Consider the following 17,381-nt stretch of genomic DNA (forward strand, 5'->3'; position numbering starts at 1 on the left):
GGCATGTTCCGTATTCACCCGGAACGAAGCTGGAAGCTTCGTCTACGAACCTACAAACCCGTGAAGGGGTTGTTGACGAAGCCGCGCGGTTTGTTGTCGCGCTGTTGCTTCTGCGGCCGGTTGTTGTTCGGGCGGCGCTGGCCATGCGGTTTTTTGTTGGCCGGTTTGTTCGCCTCTTTCTTTTTTGCGGAAAGCGATATGCGTTTACGGATGAGGTCGACTTCCAGCACGCGGACATCGATGCGGTCGCCGGCCTGGACGACGTCGGCCGGATCCTTCACAAACTGATCGGAAAGCTGCGAAATGTGGACGAGGCCATCCTGGTGCACACCGATATCGACGAAGGCGCCGAAGGCGGTGACGTTGGTGACGACGCCTTTGAGCTCCATGCCTTCCTTGAGGTCGTTCATGGTCATGACATCCTCGCGGAAGCCGACTTCCTCGAACTGTTCGCGCGGGTCGCGGCCGGGTTTGTTCAGCTCGTCGACGATGTCCTTGAGGGTCAGCTCGCCGACGTCGTCGGAGACATAGGTTGACAGTTTGATCTTTTTCACGACCTCGACGTTGCCAACGAGTTTTTCGAGCTGCTCGCCGAGATCGGCGGCGATTTGCTCGACCAGCTTGTAGCGTTCTGGATGGACGGCGGAGGCATCGAGGGGCTGGACGCCGCCATGGATGCGCAGGAAGCCGGCGGCCTGCTCGAACGCGCGCGGGCCGAGGCCGGAAACCTCCATCAGTTCTTTGCGCGATTTGAACGCGCCGTGTTCGTTGCGGTATTCGACGATCTTTTTGGCGAGGCTATCGCCGATGCCGGCCACGCGGGAGAGCAGGGGGGCGCTGGCGGTGTTGAGTTCCACGCCGACATGGTTCACGCAGCTGACGACCACTTCGTCGAGCTTGTCCTTGAGCAGCTGCTGGTAGACATCGTGCTGGTATTGGCCGACGCCGATGGACTTGGGATCGACCTTCACCAGTTCGGCCAGCGGATCCTGCAGGCGGCGGGCAATGGAGATGGCGCCGCGTATGGTTAGGTCGAGGTCGGGGAATTCCTCGCGGGCAATGGGCGACGCGCTATAGACGGAAGCGCCGGCTTCGCTGACGGATACCACGCTGATCTTGTTTTGCATCTCCTTGAGCAGAGCCTTGGTGAACGCCTCGGTTTCGCGCCCGGCGGTTCCGTTGCCGACGGCGATGGATTGGGGCTGGTGCTTTTCGATGAATTCGGAAAGCTTGATCTTGGCCTGCTTTTCCTTCTCGGCGCTTTGACCGAGATAGATCGTGATGGTGTCGAGATATTTTCCGGTGGCATCGAGCGCCACGCATTTGCATCCGGTGCGCAGGCCGGGGTCGATGCCGATGACGGCCTTTTCGCCATAGGGTGCGGCGAGCAGCAGGCTACGCAGGTTCTTGGCGAAAACCTCGACGGCGGAGCGGTCGGCCTTCATTTTCATTTCCACCGAGACGTCGATTTCGACACTGGTGGTGAGCAGGCGCTTGTAGGCATCGAGGATCGCTTTTTCGAGTTCGGGGAAGAACGGGGATGCGGGGTTGGCCCCGACGATGGCTTTCATGCGCTCGATCTGTGGATCGGCATCGATCGTCAGCTTGCGGCGCAACACGCCCTCGGTTTCGCCGCGGCGGATCGCAAGGTAGCGGTGCGACGGGATGGCGTCGATCGGTTGCGAGAAATCGAAGTAGTCTTTGTATTTGGAGTTTTCATCCGTTTCGGACGAAAGCACCGGCGCGGAGGTGATGGCGCCGGTCTTGAAATAGGCATCGCGGATCAGGGCGCGCACTTCGGCCTTTTCGGCAATCTGCTCGGCAATGATGTCGCGCGCGCCGTTCAGTGCGTCTTCAATGGACGCGACTTCCTTTTCGGCGTTGATGAACTTGGCGGCCTCGGCATCGATGTCGCCGGAGTCAGCTTGGGTGAGAATCAGCTCGGCCAGCGGTTCGAGTCCCTTTTCCTTGGCGATCATGGCGCGGGTGCGGCGCTTTGGCTTGTAGGGCAGATAGAGGTCTTCTAGGGTGGTTTTCGACTGGCACTCCTCGATCTTCAGCCGGAGGTCGTCGGTCAGTTTGCCCTGTTCCTCGATGGATTTAAGGATGGTTGCCCGGCGCGATTCGAGCGTGTTGTAGTAGGCCAGCTTTTCCTGGATGTCGGTAATCTGGACTTCGTCGAGGTTGCCGTGCGCCTCCTTGCGGTAGCGGGCAATGAATGGGACGGTGTTGCCTTCGGCGAACAGCTTCGCCACGGCGGCCACCTGCCGCGCGGAAATGTTGAGGTCTTTCGAGGCAAACGGTACGGGATCGAACGAGGGGGTTTCTGACATGGGAGATTCCTTGCTGATGAAATGGTTTCTTATCACCCGCTGCGCTAGAGGGCACGGAGGCACAAAGCTTTTCTGTTGTGCATCGGCGTTCTTCGCGGTGATAAATCAACTGGCATGTTGCGGGTGTATCCTCTTGATTAAATTAGTTATATAGGGTCTTAAAACGAGGTGGGAGAGTCAAGAGTTGGGATCGTTATTATTCCCCTGCGGCTTCGAGGACTCTGGCTTTAACTTGAAGGGAGAGATAGAAGCCCGCTTTGGATTCCAATTGTTCGATTAGGTCGCTGATAGACGCGATAAAATCCTTCTTCTTTGCAACAAGGAGAACGCCCATCAGGCCGATGACTGGTAGATGTTCCTGACGGGCTGCCTCGCGGCCAAGGGTCTCGTCGATCAGGAGTAGGTTTGCCTTGAGCTGTTTGGCAAGGACAATGCCCTCCGCTTCACCGGGATCGAGCTGATGTTTGAGTTGCTCAAGCAATGGCGATGCTTCGATAGATATGGGACAAATGAACTCCGGAATGGTTTCGTGATAATCCATAAGCTCATTCGCAACTGCCAGAGGGATAACGACTTTCCCGTAGAGTCGTTGTAAAAGGTCGATTTTGTTTGTGGAAATCAAAGCGGTGATAGGAGAGGTGTCGCTAACGACAATCACTACGCGTCCCTCACCATCAACAAATCTTCTTCTAACTCCGGGAGATCGTAGTGCATGGGAATACGAAGTTCTCCGAGTTTCTTCAGGAATGCGGACTGGGCCATGCCTGCAAGTTTTGCAGCACGCCCAAGCGTGACCTTTTGTTCGGCATAGAGACCGATGGCAAGATCTAGGCAGGCACGCTCCGGCGTTAGATCCAAGCCTTCAACCATTTCATCTGGTAGGGCGATTTGCATATCCTTTTTCTACCCTCAGCCAGGGGGAAGCGCAAGTCCTGAAAGTTGGTTGGTGGCGAGTCATCTGCCTTCAGGTGGCAGGGCCGCAAGCTGGAAACCTGCGGAACGGTTTAAGGCTGAGAGAGCTTCTTTTATGCCGGGTAATGTGCAAAAACTATTCGAAATTAGCCGGAGGTAGTGAGATGGAAGAGATAGGTGTGCCGAAAAAGCTGGTGTTGGGGATCCAGCATGTGTTTGCCATGTTTGGCGCGACGGTGCTGATGCCGACGCTGACCGGGATGGACCCAAGCGTGGCGTTGCTGGCCGCCGGGATCGGGACGTTCATCTTCCACGGTGTGACGGGGGGATCGGTGCCCGTGTTTCTGGGGTCGAGCTTTGCCTTTATCGGCGCGATCAAGGCGGTCGCGGGCGAGGATGGCAGTGGTTTGCCGCAGGCGCTTGGCGGAGTGATCTGCGCCGGGGTGGTCTATCTCCTGATGTCGCTGATCGTGAAGCTGGGCGGCACGAACATTATGAAACGGTTGTTCCCGGCGGTGGTGACGGGGCCGGTGATTATGGTGATCGGCCTATCGCTGGCACCGATCGGCGTGGGCATGGCGTCGGCCGACTGGCTGCTGTCCATGACGGCCATCCTGACGATCATTGCGGTTTCGTGCTTCATGAAAGGCTTCTTTAAACTGGTGCCGATCCTGATCGGAATCGTGGTGGGCTATGCCGTGGCGGCGGCGTTGGGGCGCGTGGACTATTCGGCGATGCAGAACACCGGCGGCCTGTTCATTGGCGCGGACAACTTTACGTTCCCGAAATTCGAACTCGCCGCGATCCTGGCCATCATGCCGATCGCGATTGTTTCGGTGATGGAGCACATTGGCGACATCACCACCAACGGCGCGGTGGTCGGCAAGGATTTCTTCGAGAAGCCCGGCCTGCACCGTACGTTGCTCGGCGATGGCCTGGCCACCATGTGCTCCGGCTTGTTTGGCGGGCCGCCGAATACGACCTATTCAGAAAACACGGGCGTGCTGGCGGTGACCAAGAATTATAATCCATCCGTCATCCGCATTGCTGCGGGCTTTGCCATTATCCTCGGCATCTTCAGTCCGATCGGCGCCTTCCTGCGCACGATTCCCGTGGCCGTGATGGGTGGGGTCAGTTTTATTTTGTTCGGCATGATTGCCTCGGTCGGCATTCGCACCATCTCCAACGCACAGCTCAACTTTAACCGTAGCCGCAACCTGATCATCGTGGCGCTGATCCTCGTTTGCGGCCTGGGAGGCGTAAAAGTGGCGGTCGGCAACATCGCCATCGAAGGCATTGGCCTCTCGGCCCTGGTTGGCATGGTCGCCAACCTCATCCTGCACATCCTGCTGCCGGATGATCCGGATAACGATTAAAGAAGAAAAGTATGTAGTCCCGCCTTTAGGCGGCCTGAAAGATTCGGTCGCATATGGGCGCTTGCGTTGGAGGAAATGTATGAAGTTTAGATTCATGGATGTCGAGGCGGCTCTTGAGTATGCCAGCATGGACGGGGGATGTGGTACCACCGTGTTGCTCGATAAGGCTTCGGGAGAGATCTATTATCAATCCGACTTTGCCGGAATTGATGAAATTCCGGAAGAAGCCTGGGATTCCGATGATGTGGTTCGAATGCCCCCTAAAAAGGAGCTGGATCTGGGGTCGCGGCTGGTCTTTCGCTTCGTGAGCGATACGTTTCCCGATGGCTACGACGAGGTGCGCGGAATTTTCAGTCGCCGCGGGGCCTATGCCCGCTACAAGGATTGGTTGATCAACCACAACCTGCTTGAAAAGTGGTACGACTATTCCAATGCCGCCGAAGCGGAAGCGCTGCGCGAATGGTGCGCCGACGAGGGCATCGAGCTGAGCGACTGAATATGGATGTCTTCGCGTTGCATGCGCAAAGGGCGCCGTTCGACGGTGATGCGACGAGGGCGTCGCTTCTACGTTGTTTTCTTTTCGTTCGTAATGGGAGAGCGGAGACTCGGTCTCCGCAGTCCAGGGCGGCTGCGCCGCAAGGTATCCGGTTGATTTGTGCGTTGAGCGGAGCGAAACGCCTTGGAGTGCGGCATCGGCGATGCCGCTTTCCGCGCGCAGAGGGAGAGCGGTGCGCCAACGGTTAGAGGAACTTAGCTTGAATGGTCTCACCACAGAGGACACGGAGGCACAGAGAAATATAGCAATCCCGCTCCTCTGTGCCTCACTGCCCTCTGTGGTAAAAAAACGAATCAGTTTAATTTGGTATTAGAGGGATGCGATCAGTTCGCGCTGTTGGTCGGTTTCGGCTTTTCCTCCGGCAGCGGTGACGAGCGAGAGCGGTTTGTTCAGCGCGGTGGTAATGCAGCTGGCGAGCGTGCCGGTTCGGCCAACGCCGCCCGCGCAGTGGACGAGGATATTTTTGCCGGCTTTCAGCTGTTCGGCGAATTCTTTGGCCAAGGTCAGAAAGGCTTCCCGGTCCTCCGGCACGCCAAAGTTGCCGATGGGAAAATGAATATGTTCGCAGGGCAGGGTGCCATCCGCGATGGCTTTGGCATAGTCCGGCGACTTTTCATCGAGTTCATCCTGACGGTTGAGGCAGATGATGCGGTCGACCGAGGTTTCTTCCAGGGCCTGGAAACATTCGGCCAATGGTTCTTCTTTTCCCGGCATGCTGTGCAGGTAGAGCGAGCCGGAGGTTTCGAGTTCGACTTTGCGGAATGGGATCATAGCTATTCTTTTTTACCACAGAGAGGCTGGCCCTGATTGCTCTGTTGCTCCGTGTGCTCTGTGGTGAAATTTTATACTTTCCGCGGGGCGCGGAGGGTGAGGGTGCGGTTGAAGACGGGCTTCTCCGGCGTGTGGTCGAGGTCGGCGCAGAAGTAGCCGACGCGCTCGAACTGGTAGCGCACGCCGGGTTCGACGTTCGCGAGCATCGGTTCGAGCTTGGCGGTAATGACTTCGAGTGACTTGGGATTGATGAAATCCTTGAAGTCCTTTTCCTTGTCGGCCAGCGGATTCTCGACGGTGTAGAGGCGGTCGTAGAGGCGCACCTCGGCGTCGATGGCGTGCTTGGCGGAAAGCCAGTGGATGGTGGAGCGCACCTTGCGCCCGTCGGGGGCGGAGCCGCCTTTGGTTTCCGGATCGTAGGTGCAGCGCAGTTCAACAACGTTGCCTTCGTCGTCCTTGACGACTTCGTTGCAGGTGACGAGGTAGGCGCTGCGCAGGCGCACTTCGCGGCCGACGGTGAATCCCTTGAACTTGTTGGGGGCGTCGTCCATATAGTCGGTGCGCTCGACCCACAGCTCTTTGGAGAAGGGCACCTTGCGGACGCCGCATTCTTCTTTCTGCGGATGGTTGGGCACTTCGAATTCTTCTTCGAGGTCGTCGGGATAGTTTTCGATGACGACCTTGATCGGATCGACGACGCCCATGGCGCGCAGCGAGTTTTCGTTGAGGTCGTCGCGGATGATGCTTTCGAACTGCTCGATTTCGGTGATGCCCTCGAACTTGGTGCAGCCGACGATGGCGCAGAGTTTTTTGATGGCTTCGGCGGTGAAGCCGCGGCGGCGCATGCCGCAGAGCGTGGGCATGCGCGGGTCGTCCCATCCGGAAACGCGGCCTTCGTTGACGAGCTGCAGCAGCCGGCGCTTGCTGAGCACGATGTAGGTCAGGTTGAGCTTGGAGAACTCGTACTGGCGGGACTGGAAGACCTCGAGCTCCTCGAGGATCCAGTCGTAGAGCGGGCGGTGCACTTCGAATTCCATGGTGCACATGGAGTGGGTGACGCCTTCGATGGAATCCTCGATGCAGTGGGCGAAGTCGTACATCGGATAGATGCACCATTTGTCGCCGGTATTGTGGTGGTGGGCGCGTTTGATGCGATAGATGGCCGGGTCGCGCAGGTGCAGGTTGGGGGAAGTCATGTCGATCCGGGCGCGCAACACGCAGGCCCCGTCGTTGAATTCACCGTTCTTCATCTTTTCGAACAGCTCGAGGTTTTCCTCGACCGAGCGCTCGCGGCCGGGCGGTTCCTTGCCCGGTCGGGTCGGAACGCCGCGGTAGTCCTTGAACGCTTCGGAGGAGAGTTCGCAGACGTAGGCCTTGCCCTTCTTGATGAGGCGGACGGCATATTCATACATCGTGTCGAAATAGTTGGACGCCCAGTAGAGGTGTTCGCCCCAGTCGAAACCGAGCCATTTGATGTCGGCCTGGATGGCATTGACATATTCGATGTCCTCGGCCTCGGGGTTGGTGTCGTCGAAGCGCAGGTGGCAGCGGCCGTTGTATTTTTCGGCCGTACCGAAATCGAGCGTGATGGCCTTGGCGTGGCCGATATGCAGGTAGCCGTTGGGTTCCGGCGGGAAGCGGGTCACCACTTCGGAGCGCTTGCCCGAGGCCAGGTCGGCGTCGATGATGTCGTGTATGAAATTGGTGGTCTTGATTTCTTCGCTCATGGTTGCGTATTCCGTACTTCGTATTCTGAAATTTTTTCTGAGATTATGCCTGCGTTTTCGGTGTCCTGTTGCTTTGGATAACGGAAAGAAAACCGTTGAATCTCCCTGTTGAATTCATAGAGATCTCCAAGTTCTTTCAGGATGGTATCAAAGTTTTTTGTCGCTTTCATTTCTAAGTGTCTCAATGTCTGCCTGATCTATAGGGGAATTCCGCTGGCCCTTCAACCAGATCAAATCCTCCTTTTTTGCAACACGAACTACGCCGGTATGTTTGGAGTAGGCCTCCAGCGCCTCATCAACGATTTGATTGTGTCTTTCTGTTCGGGCAACCAGTACGTCAATGACCATCTCTTCTGCGTCGATAATTTTCCAAAAGCGATGTAGCTCAATCTGATTTTTAAATGTCCAAGGCTCTCCGGAGCTTTTGTAGCCTTCAATCTCCAGAATGGTTTTAATTTTATCCAACTCCGCCGGTTTAGTGAGAAGATCAATATCTTTAGTAAAGCGGGCATAGGCATGGAAGGCCATAGCAACGCCGCCGATCACGGCATATTGCACCTTCTGCTGCTGCAGTTCTTTAACCAGTTTGTGGAATTCAAAAAAAACATTCATGTTGAACTTTCCAACCAAAGGAAAAACAGGCGCATTTATCCCGTATTCGCGGGAGCGGTGCAATACTTTGGATGAAGGATTTGGTCGTTGGAGGGCACGGTTCCACCCGAGCCTGCTCTTCATGCGTTGATCCGCCGCTGTTTTCCAACGGTGTAAACCGATGCTGGAGGGTCGCACGCCGTGCGCCCGGGCAGACGGCGTCTGCCCTTCCAACAGAGGAGAATCCGGTTCGCTTGCGAGCCGGTTTTTTGTTTAACGTGGAAGCCTTCGTGAGCATGCCTCACGCCTCGTCGCTTTGCACATGCTCCGCAGTCCGCACGGCAGGAACGCGACGAGGGCGTCGCGTCCACGATTTATCAACTAGCGGAATTTGATGCCGCAGCCGACGGCCTTGGTTTGGCTTTTTTCGATCTTCTTTCCGGCCACGAGCGCCTCGAGGGCATCCTTGAGCCAGATCTCGTCGCCCACGGTGCGACCACCCTCTCCGACAGCGCCTTGGTAGACGAGTTTGTCGGCGGCATCGAACAGGAAGACATCCGGCGTTTTCGCGGCGCCAAAGTTGCGTGCGACATTGGAGGTGGAATCCTGGACATAGGGGAATTGATAGCCTTCCTTCTTGGCCATTTCCTTCATGTTTTCGAGCGTATCGCCTTTAACCGACGGGTCGTTGGAATTGACGAATACAACCCCGACTCCTTTTTCCGAGTAGGTGTTGCCCAGCTTCACCATGGTTTCCTGCCACGCATCCACAAAAGGACACTTGTTACAGGTGAAGATGACCAGCGTGCCTTTTTCGCCCGCCACGTCCTTCAAGGTCAGCATGGAATCGTCCGTACTTTTCATTTTCACATCGGCATCAACCATCTTGTCCCCGATGCCGAGTCCGGCAGATGCGGCGACGGCGCTTGCCGCCAATACGATTGCTATCATTCGGTGTAGCTTCATTTCTGTCTCCTTATGGTTTCAACAGTGTTTCGATCGTTTGTGCGTATTCCTCGTAGGTTCGTTTGCCTTCCCATTCGCTTACGATTTTTCCTCCCTTGAAGAAAAAGGATGCCGGAAGCGCCCCTCCCCAGTCGGGCGAGAGGGTTTCAATGAATGCCTGGTTCAGTTCGGTTGCCACCAAGCTTCCGACCGGGCTTCCGTGTTCGGCAACAAAGGCCTCCACCTCCGCTGTTGCGGCGGGGTCGTCTGCCGAAACGAGGATCAGCTCCAGCCCCTTTCCGGCATAGGTGTGGTGGATGTTGACCAATTCCGGGAATTCCTCCCGGCAGGGATCGCACCAGGTGGCCCAGACATGGACGAGGGTGAGGGGCGCTTTCGCGTTGGCAATGCGTTGCCCGATTTCGACCGGCGTTGCCGGGGCCGCAGTGGGGGGCGCCGGTTTGCAGGAACCCAGGAACAGCGCCGCGGCGATTCCGATCGTGTTAAATATGCAGTGTTTCATCATCATTCAGTGGCTCCCGCTTGACATGCCGGACTCTATTCGACTTTACTCTTTAGACAACATCTAAATAACGAAAGATGATCATGAAAATTGCAACGTTCAATGCCAATTCCATCCGCTCGCGCCTGCCGATCCTTCTCCAGTGGCTTGAAGACCACAAACCGGACGTGCTCGGGATCCAGGAAACGAAGGCGCAGGACGTGGATTTTCCCAAAGAGGCGATCGAGGCGGCGGGCTACCACGTGGTCTTCAGGGGGGAAAAGTCGTACAACGGCGTGGCGCTGATTTGCAAGAGCGAGCCAACGGATGTGAAGTTTGGTTTCGACGATGGCGGGCCGGCCGATGAAACCCGCCTGGTGCGGGCGATGGTGGACGGGGTGGCCGTGGTCAATACCTATGTCCCGCAGGGCCGGGCGATCGACCATGTGATGTATAAATACAAGCTGGGCTGGTATGCCCGGCTCAAGAAACTGTTCGAAGCCGAGTATGCGCCGGATCAGCCGCTGGCGTGGATCGGCGACATCAACATTGCGGTCGAGCCTATCGATGTGAACCGACCGGAGACGCGCAAGGACGATCCGTGCTACCACATCGATGCGCACAACGCGTTTCTGGACGTCTGTTCGTTCGGTTTCACCGATGTGTTCCGCAAGCACCACCCGGACGAGGAGATCTATTCCTTTTTCGACTACCGCGCCAAGGACGCCATTGCGAAAAACCTGGGCTGGCGCATCGACTATGTGCTAACCACCGACCCGCTAACCGCGAAAAGCATCTCGTGCGAAATCGATCTCGAGCCGCGCAAGAAGGAAAAGCCCTCCGACCACACCTTCATGGTGGCGGAATTTGGGGCGTGACGAGTGACGGTTGAGACGTGATCTTTTCACGCCTCACGTCTCACGTTTCACTCGTCACTTTAGGTGGCGATCAAGGAACGCTTTGATGAGTTTGAAACGCTCGTCATCGCTGAAAACCACGCCGCCATGGCCGGCGCCTTCGAGAATGTGCAGTTCGGATTCGAGCCCCAGTTCCTTGTAGCGTTTGTCGAGCAGGATGCTCTGTTCGACCGGTACGGTCTTGTCTTGGTCGCCATGCAGGATCAGCACCGGCGGATCGTTCTTGGTGAGGTAGGTGGTGGGCGAGGCGTGTTTGAGTTGCTCCATGCGGAATTCGTGGGCTTTGTTGAAGCGCTCGCTGTTTTTGGAGAACGACGAAAAGTCGCTGGGGCCGTATAGGTCGATGATGGCTTTGACGGCCGAGCAGTGGTCGAGGTTGCCGCCGACCGTGCCCTCCAACTCGGCAAAACCGTGGCTGAGGCCAAGCAGCAAGGAAAGATGCCCGCCTGCGGAACCGCCGCCAACGGCAACCTGTTCGGGATCAAAGCCGAATTCCTTGGCATGCGCGCGTAGCCAGCGGACGGCGCCTTTGCAGTCGTGGATGTTCTTGGGGTGGATCGATAGGTCTTTCAGGCGATAGTTGATGCTGGCGACGGCATAGCCTTCGCTGCTGAGTTTGAGGATTGCCCCGTTCACGTTGGCCTTGTCGCCGTTTTTCCAGCCACCGCCATGGATCCAAACCATGAGCGGGGGCGGGGTATCCGTTTTTTCCGGCAGATAGAGATCGAGCTTGAGGGATTGGCCCTCTTCCACGGCATATTCCAGATCGCGGTGGAGGGTGACGCCCTCCGGAGGCTGGCGGCTCCGGACTTGTTTCCGGGGCAGGGGGGCGGTGTTGCCGTCGATTCCAGCGATGGCCGGCCGCTGCTGGTTGCTCCGTGCCCGGATCGCGGCATCGAATTCCTTCCGGTCGATCTTCCTGTCCTGGTTGGCGTCGATACGGTCGAACATCAGGGGATTGCCACCGAACTCATCCTTGGCCACGATCCCGTCGCCGTTTTTGTCGTGGCGTTCCGCAATGCGGTCGTAGGTGAAGTTTCCACGCTGTTGCGGGTAGGCGCTGAGGCAAAACATCCATGCGGCAATCAGGTATCTTGTTTTCATCGGAACTCCTTGGGTCAATCCAATCAAGGAAAGATGAATGCATATTATTGCGCCGTTGGACGCGGTGTTCCTGACCTAGGAGCAGAAGCCTTTTCCCAGGTCGCAGGAGATGAAATGGGAGCAACGGACGGCGCAGAACTGCTTGCGCCATTTGGGGGCACATCCGTAGTAGCCGTTGACCAGGAAGTCTTTTTCGGCTTCTTCCCAGTCGACATGGCGCTGGAGTCGCTCCCCCATGTACCACTTGTTTTCATCGACCGCCATGCGGTATTGGTCAATCTGCCAATCCGTCAGTTTGCGGAAAGCCCGACACCCTCCGGAATCCTCGTCCTTAGGGTTGCCCTCTGGCGACGTTTTATCTTTCATGAACCCAATAACTCCCCGTGCTGTCGGAAACCTAGGATGTCCCAACCCATAGGGCCATCCTGAAGACTCGTTCAGTCCAGCGGTTTCCCTGCCGTTCTTGCTGTGTGCATTATTTTACTTTATTGGTGGAATACTAATAGCAGTCCTTGGTTTGTCTAGTATTTAATACTAGGGGCATGCTGGGGCGGAGGCCGGGGCAAAAGCATGTAACGCCGTGTACTTAATCACGATTTCGCGTCGCAATTCCTCCCGAAGGTGCCCATAGTTCCCCGCATTGTGAACATTAAACCTCCTAAGATCATACAGGGCGGTATGGGTTTCGGCGTCTCAGACTGGCGTTTGGCCCATTCCGTATCGAAAAACGGCCAGCTGGGCGTTGTTTCCGGAACCGCACTCGATGCCGTGGTTGCGCGAAAGCTGCAAGACGGCGACCTCGAGGGGCACGTCCGGCGCGCGCTCGACCATTTTCCGTTTCCCAAGATGGCCAAGCGCGTCCTGGACGCCTTCTATGTGCCCAAGGGATTGCCGGAGAACAAGCCCTATCGGCATATTCCCATGCATAGTCTCGAGGGCCTGCAAGCTCCGCAGGAACTCTGCATCGTCGGCAACTTCGTGGAGGTTTTCCTGGCCAAGGAAGGGCTCAGCGAACCTATCGGCATCAACTATCTTGAAAAAATCCAGCTGCCCCACCTTCCGTCCATCTATGGCGCCATGCTGGCCGGCGTCTCCGTGGTCATCATGGGGGCGGGTATTCCGCTAACGGTTCCGGGCATCCTCGATGCGCTTGCCAACCACGACGCCGTTGAATATCCGATCTCCGTTACCGGGGAGGATGGAAAGATTGAAATCGTCAACATGCCCTTCGACCCGCGCGCATTCATGGAGGATGCCGCCGTGCCGGAAGCCTTGCTTCGCCCGGATTTCCTCCCGATCGTTTCCACCGAGGCGCTCGCATCCATTTTGTTGAAGCGGGCAACGGGCAGCATCGAAGGCTTCATTGTCGAAGGCAACGTGGCCGGCGGCCATAACGCACCGCCGCGCGGCGCGGCCGTCTTCAACGAAGCGGGCGAACCCGTTTATGGCGCGCGCGACGACGCCAAGCTGGAAAAGTTTCGCGAATTCGGGCTTCCGTTCTGGCTCGCCGGATCCTTCGGCTCCCCCGAGGGATTGGCTAAGGCGCTTGAAGAGGGGGCCGCCGGCGTACAGGCCGGAACCGCCTTCGCGCTGTGCGAAGAATCCGGCCTCATTCCCGAAATTCGCCAGGAGCTCGTTCGCGAGGCGCTCGCCGGCAAGGCGCGTGTCTACACCGATGCGCAGGCCTCGCCAACCGGTTTCCCGTTCAAGGTTGCCGATCTTGAAGGAAGCCTTTCCGAGGAAGCTGTCTACCGGCACCGCAAGCGCATTTGCGATATTGGTTTCCTGCGCCAGCCCTTTCGCCGGGCCGACGGGAAAATCGGCTACCGCTGCGCCGCCGAACCGATTGCCAGCTATGTCGCCAAAGGCGGGGTCGAAGCGGATACGGTTGGCCGGAAATGCCTCTGCAACGCACTGGCCGCCAATATTGGCTATCCACAGCGCCTGGCCGATGGAACCCTTGAAAAATGCCTCATTACCATGGGCGACGATCTCGTGGACATCAGCCGCTTCTGCCCCTCCGGCAGTCCGGACTATTCCGCCGCCGATGTGATCAATACCCTGCTCGGATAAGGACAAGGCATCCGAGCAGGGCCTTGTTTTCCCTTTACTCTTCGGCTAAAAATCGATGGACTCAGGATCCATGGTTTTCACGAATGCGATTACGGAGAGAGGTTAATGGAGTTCATCACGCAGAACATCGATCTTGCTTCCGGCGATGCCGAGGCCAAGCGCGCCGGGATCAAAGGGTACTTCAATGCAACCTGGAAGCTCTACGAACGATTGTTCGATACCCTCGCTTCCGATGAAGTCTTCTACAACCGCCCGCAGCCGTTGCGGCACCCGCTGATTTTCTATTTCGGCCACACGGCCGTCTTTTTCGTCAATAAGCTCATGCTCGCGAAGCTGATCGACCGCCGTGTCGATGCGCGTATGGAATCGGTCTTTGCGATCGGTGTGGATGAAATGAGCTGGGACGACCTGAACGAAGACCACTATGATTGGCCGTCGGTCGCCGAAACCCGCGCGTATCGCAATCAAGTCCAGGTCGTGGTGAACGAGTTGATTGACACCGTGGATTTTTCCATGCCGATCGACTGGGAGAGCCCGTTGTGGCCCGTGGTGATGGGGATCGAGCACGAGCGCATCCACCTGGAAACCAGCTCCGTGTTGATCCGGCAGCTCGACCTCGCCTCCGTTAAGCCGAGTCCGCTTTTTCCAGTCTGCCCCGACGTTGGCGATGCACCTGAAAACCGCCTGCTCGATGTGCCGGGCGGAGCGGTGGAGCTTGGCAAGGGCAAGGGGCACCACCTCTATGGCTGGGACAATGAATATGGAAAGGCATCGTTTGGTGTAACGGATTTCCAGGCATCGAAATATTTAGTCAGCAACCGGGAATTCCTTTCCTTCATGGAGGATGGCGGATATGCGGACGACCGCTGGTGGGATGCGGAGGGGCGGGCCTGGCGGAACTATCACCAGGCGGCCATGCCCGAGTTTTGGCGTGGCGAGCCGGGCGCCTTCCGCCTGCGCCTGATGACGGAAGAGATCCCGCTGCCGCCCAACTGGCCGGCGGAGGTTTGCTATCTGGAGGCCAAGGCCTTCTGCAATTGGAAGGGCGAACAAACGGGGCAGGCCATCCGCATGCCGGATGAGGCGGAATACCGCCGGATGCTCCAGGTGGCCGGGCTGGAGGCCGAGCACCACGAGTCGCCGGTTGCCGCCAACTGGAACCTGGAGCACTATGCCTCCTCCGTCCCGGTCGATACCTTTGCGCACGGCGACTTCTTCGATCTCGTCGGCAATGTTTGGCAATGGAACGAAACCCCGATCTATGGCTTCGACGGTTTCGAGGTTCATCCGCTCTACGACGATTTTTCGGTGCCGACGTTCGACAACCGGCACAACCTGATCAAAGGGGGCTCGTGGATCTCCACCGGTAACGAGATTGCCCTGCATAGCCGCTATGCATTCCGTCGCCATTTCTATCAGCATGCCGGGTTCCGCTATGTCGCTTCCGAGCGGATGGTGAAGAAGGAGTTCGATGTTTATGAAACCGATGCGCTGATCTCGCAGTATTGCGAGTTCCACTATGGCGAACCCTGTTTCGGCGTGCCCAACTTTCCGCAGACCATGGCGCTGCTGGCCCTCGATGCCATGGATGGGCGGAAAAAGGGCCGGGCGCTGGATATCGGCTGTTCCGTGGGGCGGTGCGCCTTCGAGCTGGCCGATGCGTTTGATGCGGTCGATGCACTCGATTTCTCGGCGCGCTTTGTGCAGGTCGGCGCCCGGCTGCAACGCAGCGGGAGAATCCGCTATGAGCGGATCGAGGAGGGGGACTTGGTTTCGTTGCATGAACACTCCCTGAAGGAACTCGGCCTGCACGGTGAATATTCCAACATTAACTTCATGCAGCAGGATGCCACCAACATGAAATCCGAGTTTTCAGGTTATGACCTCGTCGTGGCGGCCAACTTGATCGACCGCCTTAACGATCCCGCCCGCTTCCTTCGCGATATTCGGACGCGCATGAATCCCGGCGGCGTCTTGCTGATCGCCTCGCCCTACACCTGGCTGGAGGAGTTCACGAAAAAGGAAAAGTGGCTGGGCGGCTTCAAGCGCGATGGCGAACCCGTGACGACGCTCGACGGCCTGCACGCCGAGCTCGATGCAGGTTTCGCGCTGCAAGGCTCGCCGCTAAGGGTTCCGTTCGTCATCCGTGAAACCAAAAACAAGCACCAGCACACCCTTTCGGAAGTAACGGTATGGATAAGGAAGTAGTCTACGATTTCGACACGCCTGTTTCCCGTGCCGGCACCTTTGCCGAAAAATATGAAGCGCGCGAACGCTTTTTCGGGAAGGCCGACGTCGAACCCTTCTGGGTGGCGGATATGGATTTGCCCTCGCCCGGTTTTTTGGTGGATGCCCTGCGCGAACGGCTCGGGCATCCCATGTTTGGCTACACCGAGCAATATGGCCAGGTGTTCGACGCCATCGGCTGGTGGATGAACGACCAGCATGGTGTTGAGGTGGATCGCAATTGGATTTCGCTTTCGCCCTCGGTGGTCGCGAGCATCTCGGTTGCCGTGCAAACCATGGCCGAACCCGGCGAATCGGTGGTGGTGCTTTCGCCCGTCTATGGCCCCTTCTTTTCCTGCACCACCATCAACGGGCGCTCGGTTGCCGATTGCCGTTTGACCGTGGGGCAGGGGCGCTTTGAAATCGATTTCGATGCGCTGGAGAAACACGTGAGCCAGCCGGAAACCAAAATGCTCATCCTCTGCAATCCCCACAATCCCGGGGGGCGGATCTGGAGCAGGGACGAGCTTGAAAGGCTGGCCCGCCTCTGCGCGGACAACGATACCGTGGTCTTGAGCGACGAAATTCATTGCGATATTGTCTATCCCCCGCAGCATCATGTTTCCATGCTCGGCATCGATGCCGCACGGGAAAACCTGATCGTCGCCCATTCGATCGGGAAAACCTTCAATGCCAGCGGACTCCAGGCCTCTTTCACCATCATTCCCGATGCCCGGCTGCGTTCGCGGTTCCGGGCCGGGCTCGACCGCTCCCATGCCGGCGACGTCAATTTGCTCGGCAAGGTGGCCTTGGCCCGCGCGCTTTCGCCGGAAGGGGCCGAATACAAACGCCAGCTGGTGGCCTATCTCCACGAAAACACGCGGCAGGTCTGCGACCGGTTGCGGTTGCTGGAGGGTGCCGAGGTGATGGAGCCGGAGGCCACTTTTCTCGTCTGGTGCGACTTCCGGAAATTCGGGGCATGGCAGGAGGTCTTTGCACGATTAGTCAACGAGGCCAACGTGGCGCTCTCTGGCGGTACCTTTTTCGGTGCGGCGGGCGAGGGCTGGTTCCGTGTCAATTGCGCGCACCCGCGCTCGCTCCTGTTGCCCGCCGTTGACCGCATCGTCGATGCCTTCGGCTAATCCTATAAAACGCAGTAGAAATGAAGAAAACGGAGATATAGCCAATAAACACACTGCTATCGTTTGATTCCCGCTTCAACCAACGGGTTATTTTTGTTTTCTTCATTTCTCCCCTTCGGGTTGCCGATTTCACCGCACCTGCTTCGGTTTGAGCCCCTCGGAGTAGGCGTCTACGCCGTCGGGACTCAAATCTTTCATCTACGGTA

General features: G+C 57.5%; 16 protein-coding genes. 6 read left to right on the plus strand and 10 right to left on the minus strand.

The annotated features are described in order from the left end of the window. Nucleotides 1-50 precede the first annotated feature (50 nt). The 3 genes from E9954_RS22880 to E9954_RS22890 all read right to left on the minus strand — a co-directional run bounded on the left by E9954_RS22880 (nucleotide 51) and on the right by E9954_RS22890 (nucleotide 3,227). Nucleotides 51-2,333: a Tex family protein gene (locus E9954_RS22880; protein ID WP_136081609.1), complete on the minus strand. Its 2,283-nt coding sequence runs from the start codon at nucleotides 2,331-2,333 to the stop codon at nucleotides 51-53. Nucleotides 2,334-2,529: 196 nt separating this feature from the next. Beyond that, nucleotides 2,530-2,991: a DUF3368 domain-containing protein gene (locus E9954_RS22885; RefSeq protein WP_136081610.1), complete on the minus strand. Its 462-nt coding sequence runs from the start codon at nucleotides 2,989-2,991 to the stop codon at nucleotides 2,530-2,532. Next, nucleotides 2,991-3,227, minus strand: coding sequence for a UPF0175 family protein (locus tag E9954_RS22890; protein ID WP_136081611.1), 237 nt, complete (start codon nucleotides 3,225-3,227; stop codon nucleotides 2,991-2,993). The genes E9954_RS22885 and E9954_RS22890 overlap by 1 nt, the downstream gene beginning before the upstream one ends. A 182-nt stretch (nucleotides 3,228-3,409) precedes the next feature. Here E9954_RS22890 and E9954_RS22895 point away from each other — a divergent pair, with 182 nt between their 5' ends. Beyond that, the gene (locus E9954_RS22895; RefSeq protein WP_136081612.1) at nucleotides 3,410-4,621 is read left to right on the plus strand and encodes a uracil-xanthine permease family protein; all 1,212 of its coding nucleotides are present in this window, start codon (nucleotides 3,410-3,412) and stop codon (nucleotides 4,619-4,621) included. 79 nt (nucleotides 4,622-4,700) lie between these two features. After that, complete coding sequence (locus E9954_RS22900; protein WP_222847286.1) at nucleotides 4,701-5,117, plus strand: hypothetical protein; 417 nt, start codon at nucleotides 4,701-4,703, stop codon at nucleotides 5,115-5,117. 369 nt (nucleotides 5,118-5,486) lie between these two features. Here the strand turns inward: E9954_RS22900 and E9954_RS22905 are convergent, their stop codons facing one another. The 5 genes from E9954_RS22905 to E9954_RS22925 all read right to left on the minus strand — a co-directional run bounded on the left by E9954_RS22905 (nucleotide 5,487) and on the right by E9954_RS22925 (nucleotide 9,740). Beyond that, nucleotides 5,487-5,948 (minus strand): phosphatase domain-containing protein, encoded by a 462-nt coding sequence (locus E9954_RS22905; RefSeq protein WP_136081613.1) that lies wholly within the window; start codon nucleotides 5,946-5,948, stop codon nucleotides 5,487-5,489. Nucleotides 5,949-6,019: 71 nt separating this feature from the next. After that, nucleotides 6,020-7,675, minus strand: coding sequence for a glutamine--tRNA ligase/YqeY domain fusion protein (locus tag E9954_RS22910; RefSeq protein WP_136081614.1), 1,656 nt, complete (start codon nucleotides 7,673-7,675; stop codon nucleotides 6,020-6,022). Between the two features lie 147 nt (nucleotides 7,676-7,822). Then, a complete protein-coding gene (locus E9954_RS22915) occupies nucleotides 7,823-8,410 on the minus strand; it encodes a nucleotidyltransferase family protein (protein WP_136081615.1) in 588 nt (195 codons plus the stop codon). A gap of 237 nt (nucleotides 8,411-8,647) precedes the next feature. Further along, nucleotides 8,648-9,232, minus strand: a complete 585-nt coding sequence (locus E9954_RS22920) for a thioredoxin family protein (RefSeq protein WP_136081616.1) — start codon at nucleotides 9,230-9,232, stop codon at nucleotides 8,648-8,650. Nucleotides 9,233-9,242: 10 nt separating this feature from the next. Continuing rightward, nucleotides 9,243-9,740 (minus strand): TlpA family protein disulfide reductase, encoded by a 498-nt coding sequence (locus tag E9954_RS22925; RefSeq protein ID WP_136081617.1) that lies wholly within the window; start codon nucleotides 9,738-9,740, stop codon nucleotides 9,243-9,245. A 77-nt stretch (nucleotides 9,741-9,817) separates the two neighbouring features. Between E9954_RS22925 and xth the strand changes: the two genes are divergently transcribed. Beyond that, nucleotides 9,818-10,591: an exodeoxyribonuclease III gene (gene xth / locus E9954_RS22930; RefSeq protein WP_136081618.1), complete on the plus strand. Its 774-nt coding sequence runs from the start codon at nucleotides 9,818-9,820 to the stop codon at nucleotides 10,589-10,591. 54 nt (nucleotides 10,592-10,645) lie between these two features. Here xth and E9954_RS22935 read toward each other — a convergent pair whose 3' ends face one another. Continuing rightward, entirely contained in the window at nucleotides 10,646-11,734 is a 1,089-nt protein-coding gene (locus tag E9954_RS22935; protein ID WP_136081619.1) for an alpha/beta hydrolase fold domain-containing protein, read from the minus strand. Nucleotides 11,735-11,809: 75 nt separating this feature from the next. Beyond that, complete coding sequence (locus tag E9954_RS22940) at nucleotides 11,810-12,100, minus strand: hypothetical protein (protein ID WP_136081620.1); 291 nt, start codon at nucleotides 12,098-12,100, stop codon at nucleotides 11,810-11,812. 312 nt (nucleotides 12,101-12,412) lie between these two features. Between E9954_RS22940 and E9954_RS22945 the strand changes: the two genes are divergently transcribed. The 3 genes from E9954_RS22945 (at nucleotide 12,413) to E9954_RS22955 (ending at nucleotide 17,175) form a co-directional block, all read left to right on the plus strand. Beyond that, nucleotides 12,413-13,807, plus strand: a complete 1,395-nt coding sequence (locus tag E9954_RS22945) for a nitronate monooxygenase (protein WP_136082145.1) — start codon at nucleotides 12,413-12,415, stop codon at nucleotides 13,805-13,807. A 105-nt stretch (nucleotides 13,808-13,912) separates the two neighbouring features. Then, a complete protein-coding gene (gene ovoA / locus E9954_RS22950; protein ID WP_136081621.1) occupies nucleotides 13,913-16,015 on the plus strand; it encodes a 5-histidylcysteine sulfoxide synthase in 2,103 nt (700 codons plus the stop codon). Next, nucleotides 16,000-17,175, plus strand: a complete 1,176-nt coding sequence (locus E9954_RS22955) for a MalY/PatB family protein (RefSeq protein ID WP_136081622.1) — start codon at nucleotides 16,000-16,002, stop codon at nucleotides 17,173-17,175. Before ovoA ends, E9954_RS22955 begins: the two co-directional genes overlap by 16 nt. Nucleotides 17,176-17,381 lie beyond the last annotated feature (206 nt).

The organism is Pontiella desulfatans (assembly GCF_900890425.1).
Taxonomy (GTDB): Bacteria; Verrucomicrobiota; Kiritimatiellia; order Kiritimatiellales; family Pontiellaceae; genus Pontiella; species Pontiella desulfatans.

Excerpts from the sequence above, each read along its gene's own strand:
- xth (WP_136081618.1), top strand. The coding sequence starts at position 9,818 with ATGAAAATTGCAACGTTCAATGCCAATTCCATCCGCTCGCGCCTGCCG.
- E9954_RS22910 (WP_136081614.1), bottom strand. The coding sequence starts at position 7,675 with ATGAGCGAAGAAATCAAGACCACCAATTTCATACACGACATCATCGAC.
- E9954_RS22890 (WP_136081611.1), bottom strand. The coding sequence starts at position 3,227 with ATGCAAATCGCCCTACCAGATGAAATGGTTGAAGGCTTGGATCTAACG.
- E9954_RS22880 (WP_136081609.1), bottom strand. The coding sequence starts at position 2,333 with ATGTCAGAAACCCCCTCGTTCGATCCCGTACCGTTTGCCTCGAAAGAC.
- E9954_RS22920 (WP_136081616.1), bottom strand. The coding sequence starts at position 9,232 with ATGAAGCTACACCGAATGATAGCAATCGTATTGGCGGCAAGCGCCGTC.
- E9954_RS22925 (WP_136081617.1), bottom strand. The coding sequence starts at position 9,740 with ATGATGATGAAACACTGCATATTTAACACGATCGGAATCGCCGCGGCG.
- E9954_RS22955 (WP_136081622.1), top strand. The coding sequence starts at position 16,000 with ATGGATAAGGAAGTAGTCTACGATTTCGACACGCCTGTTTCCCGTGCC.
- E9954_RS22915 (WP_136081615.1), bottom strand. The coding sequence starts at position 8,410 with ATGAAGAGCAGGCTCGGGTGGAACCGTGCCCTCCAACGACCAAATCCT.
- E9954_RS22935 (WP_136081619.1), bottom strand. The coding sequence starts at position 11,734 with ATGAAAACAAGATACCTGATTGCCGCATGGATGTTTTGCCTCAGCGCC.
- E9954_RS22940 (WP_136081620.1), bottom strand. The coding sequence starts at position 12,100 with ATGAAAGATAAAACGTCGCCAGAGGGCAACCCTAAGGACGAGGATTCC.
- E9954_RS22900 (WP_222847286.1), top strand. The coding sequence starts at position 4,701 with ATGAAGTTTAGATTCATGGATGTCGAGGCGGCTCTTGAGTATGCCAGC.
- E9954_RS22895 (WP_136081612.1), top strand. The coding sequence starts at position 3,410 with ATGGAAGAGATAGGTGTGCCGAAAAAGCTGGTGTTGGGGATCCAGCAT.
- E9954_RS22905 (WP_136081613.1), bottom strand. The coding sequence starts at position 5,948 with ATGATCCCATTCCGCAAAGTCGAACTCGAAACCTCCGGCTCGCTCTAC.
- E9954_RS22945 (WP_136082145.1), top strand. The coding sequence starts at position 12,413 with ATGGGTTTCGGCGTCTCAGACTGGCGTTTGGCCCATTCCGTATCGAAA.
- ovoA (WP_136081621.1), top strand. The coding sequence starts at position 13,913 with ATGGAGTTCATCACGCAGAACATCGATCTTGCTTCCGGCGATGCCGAG.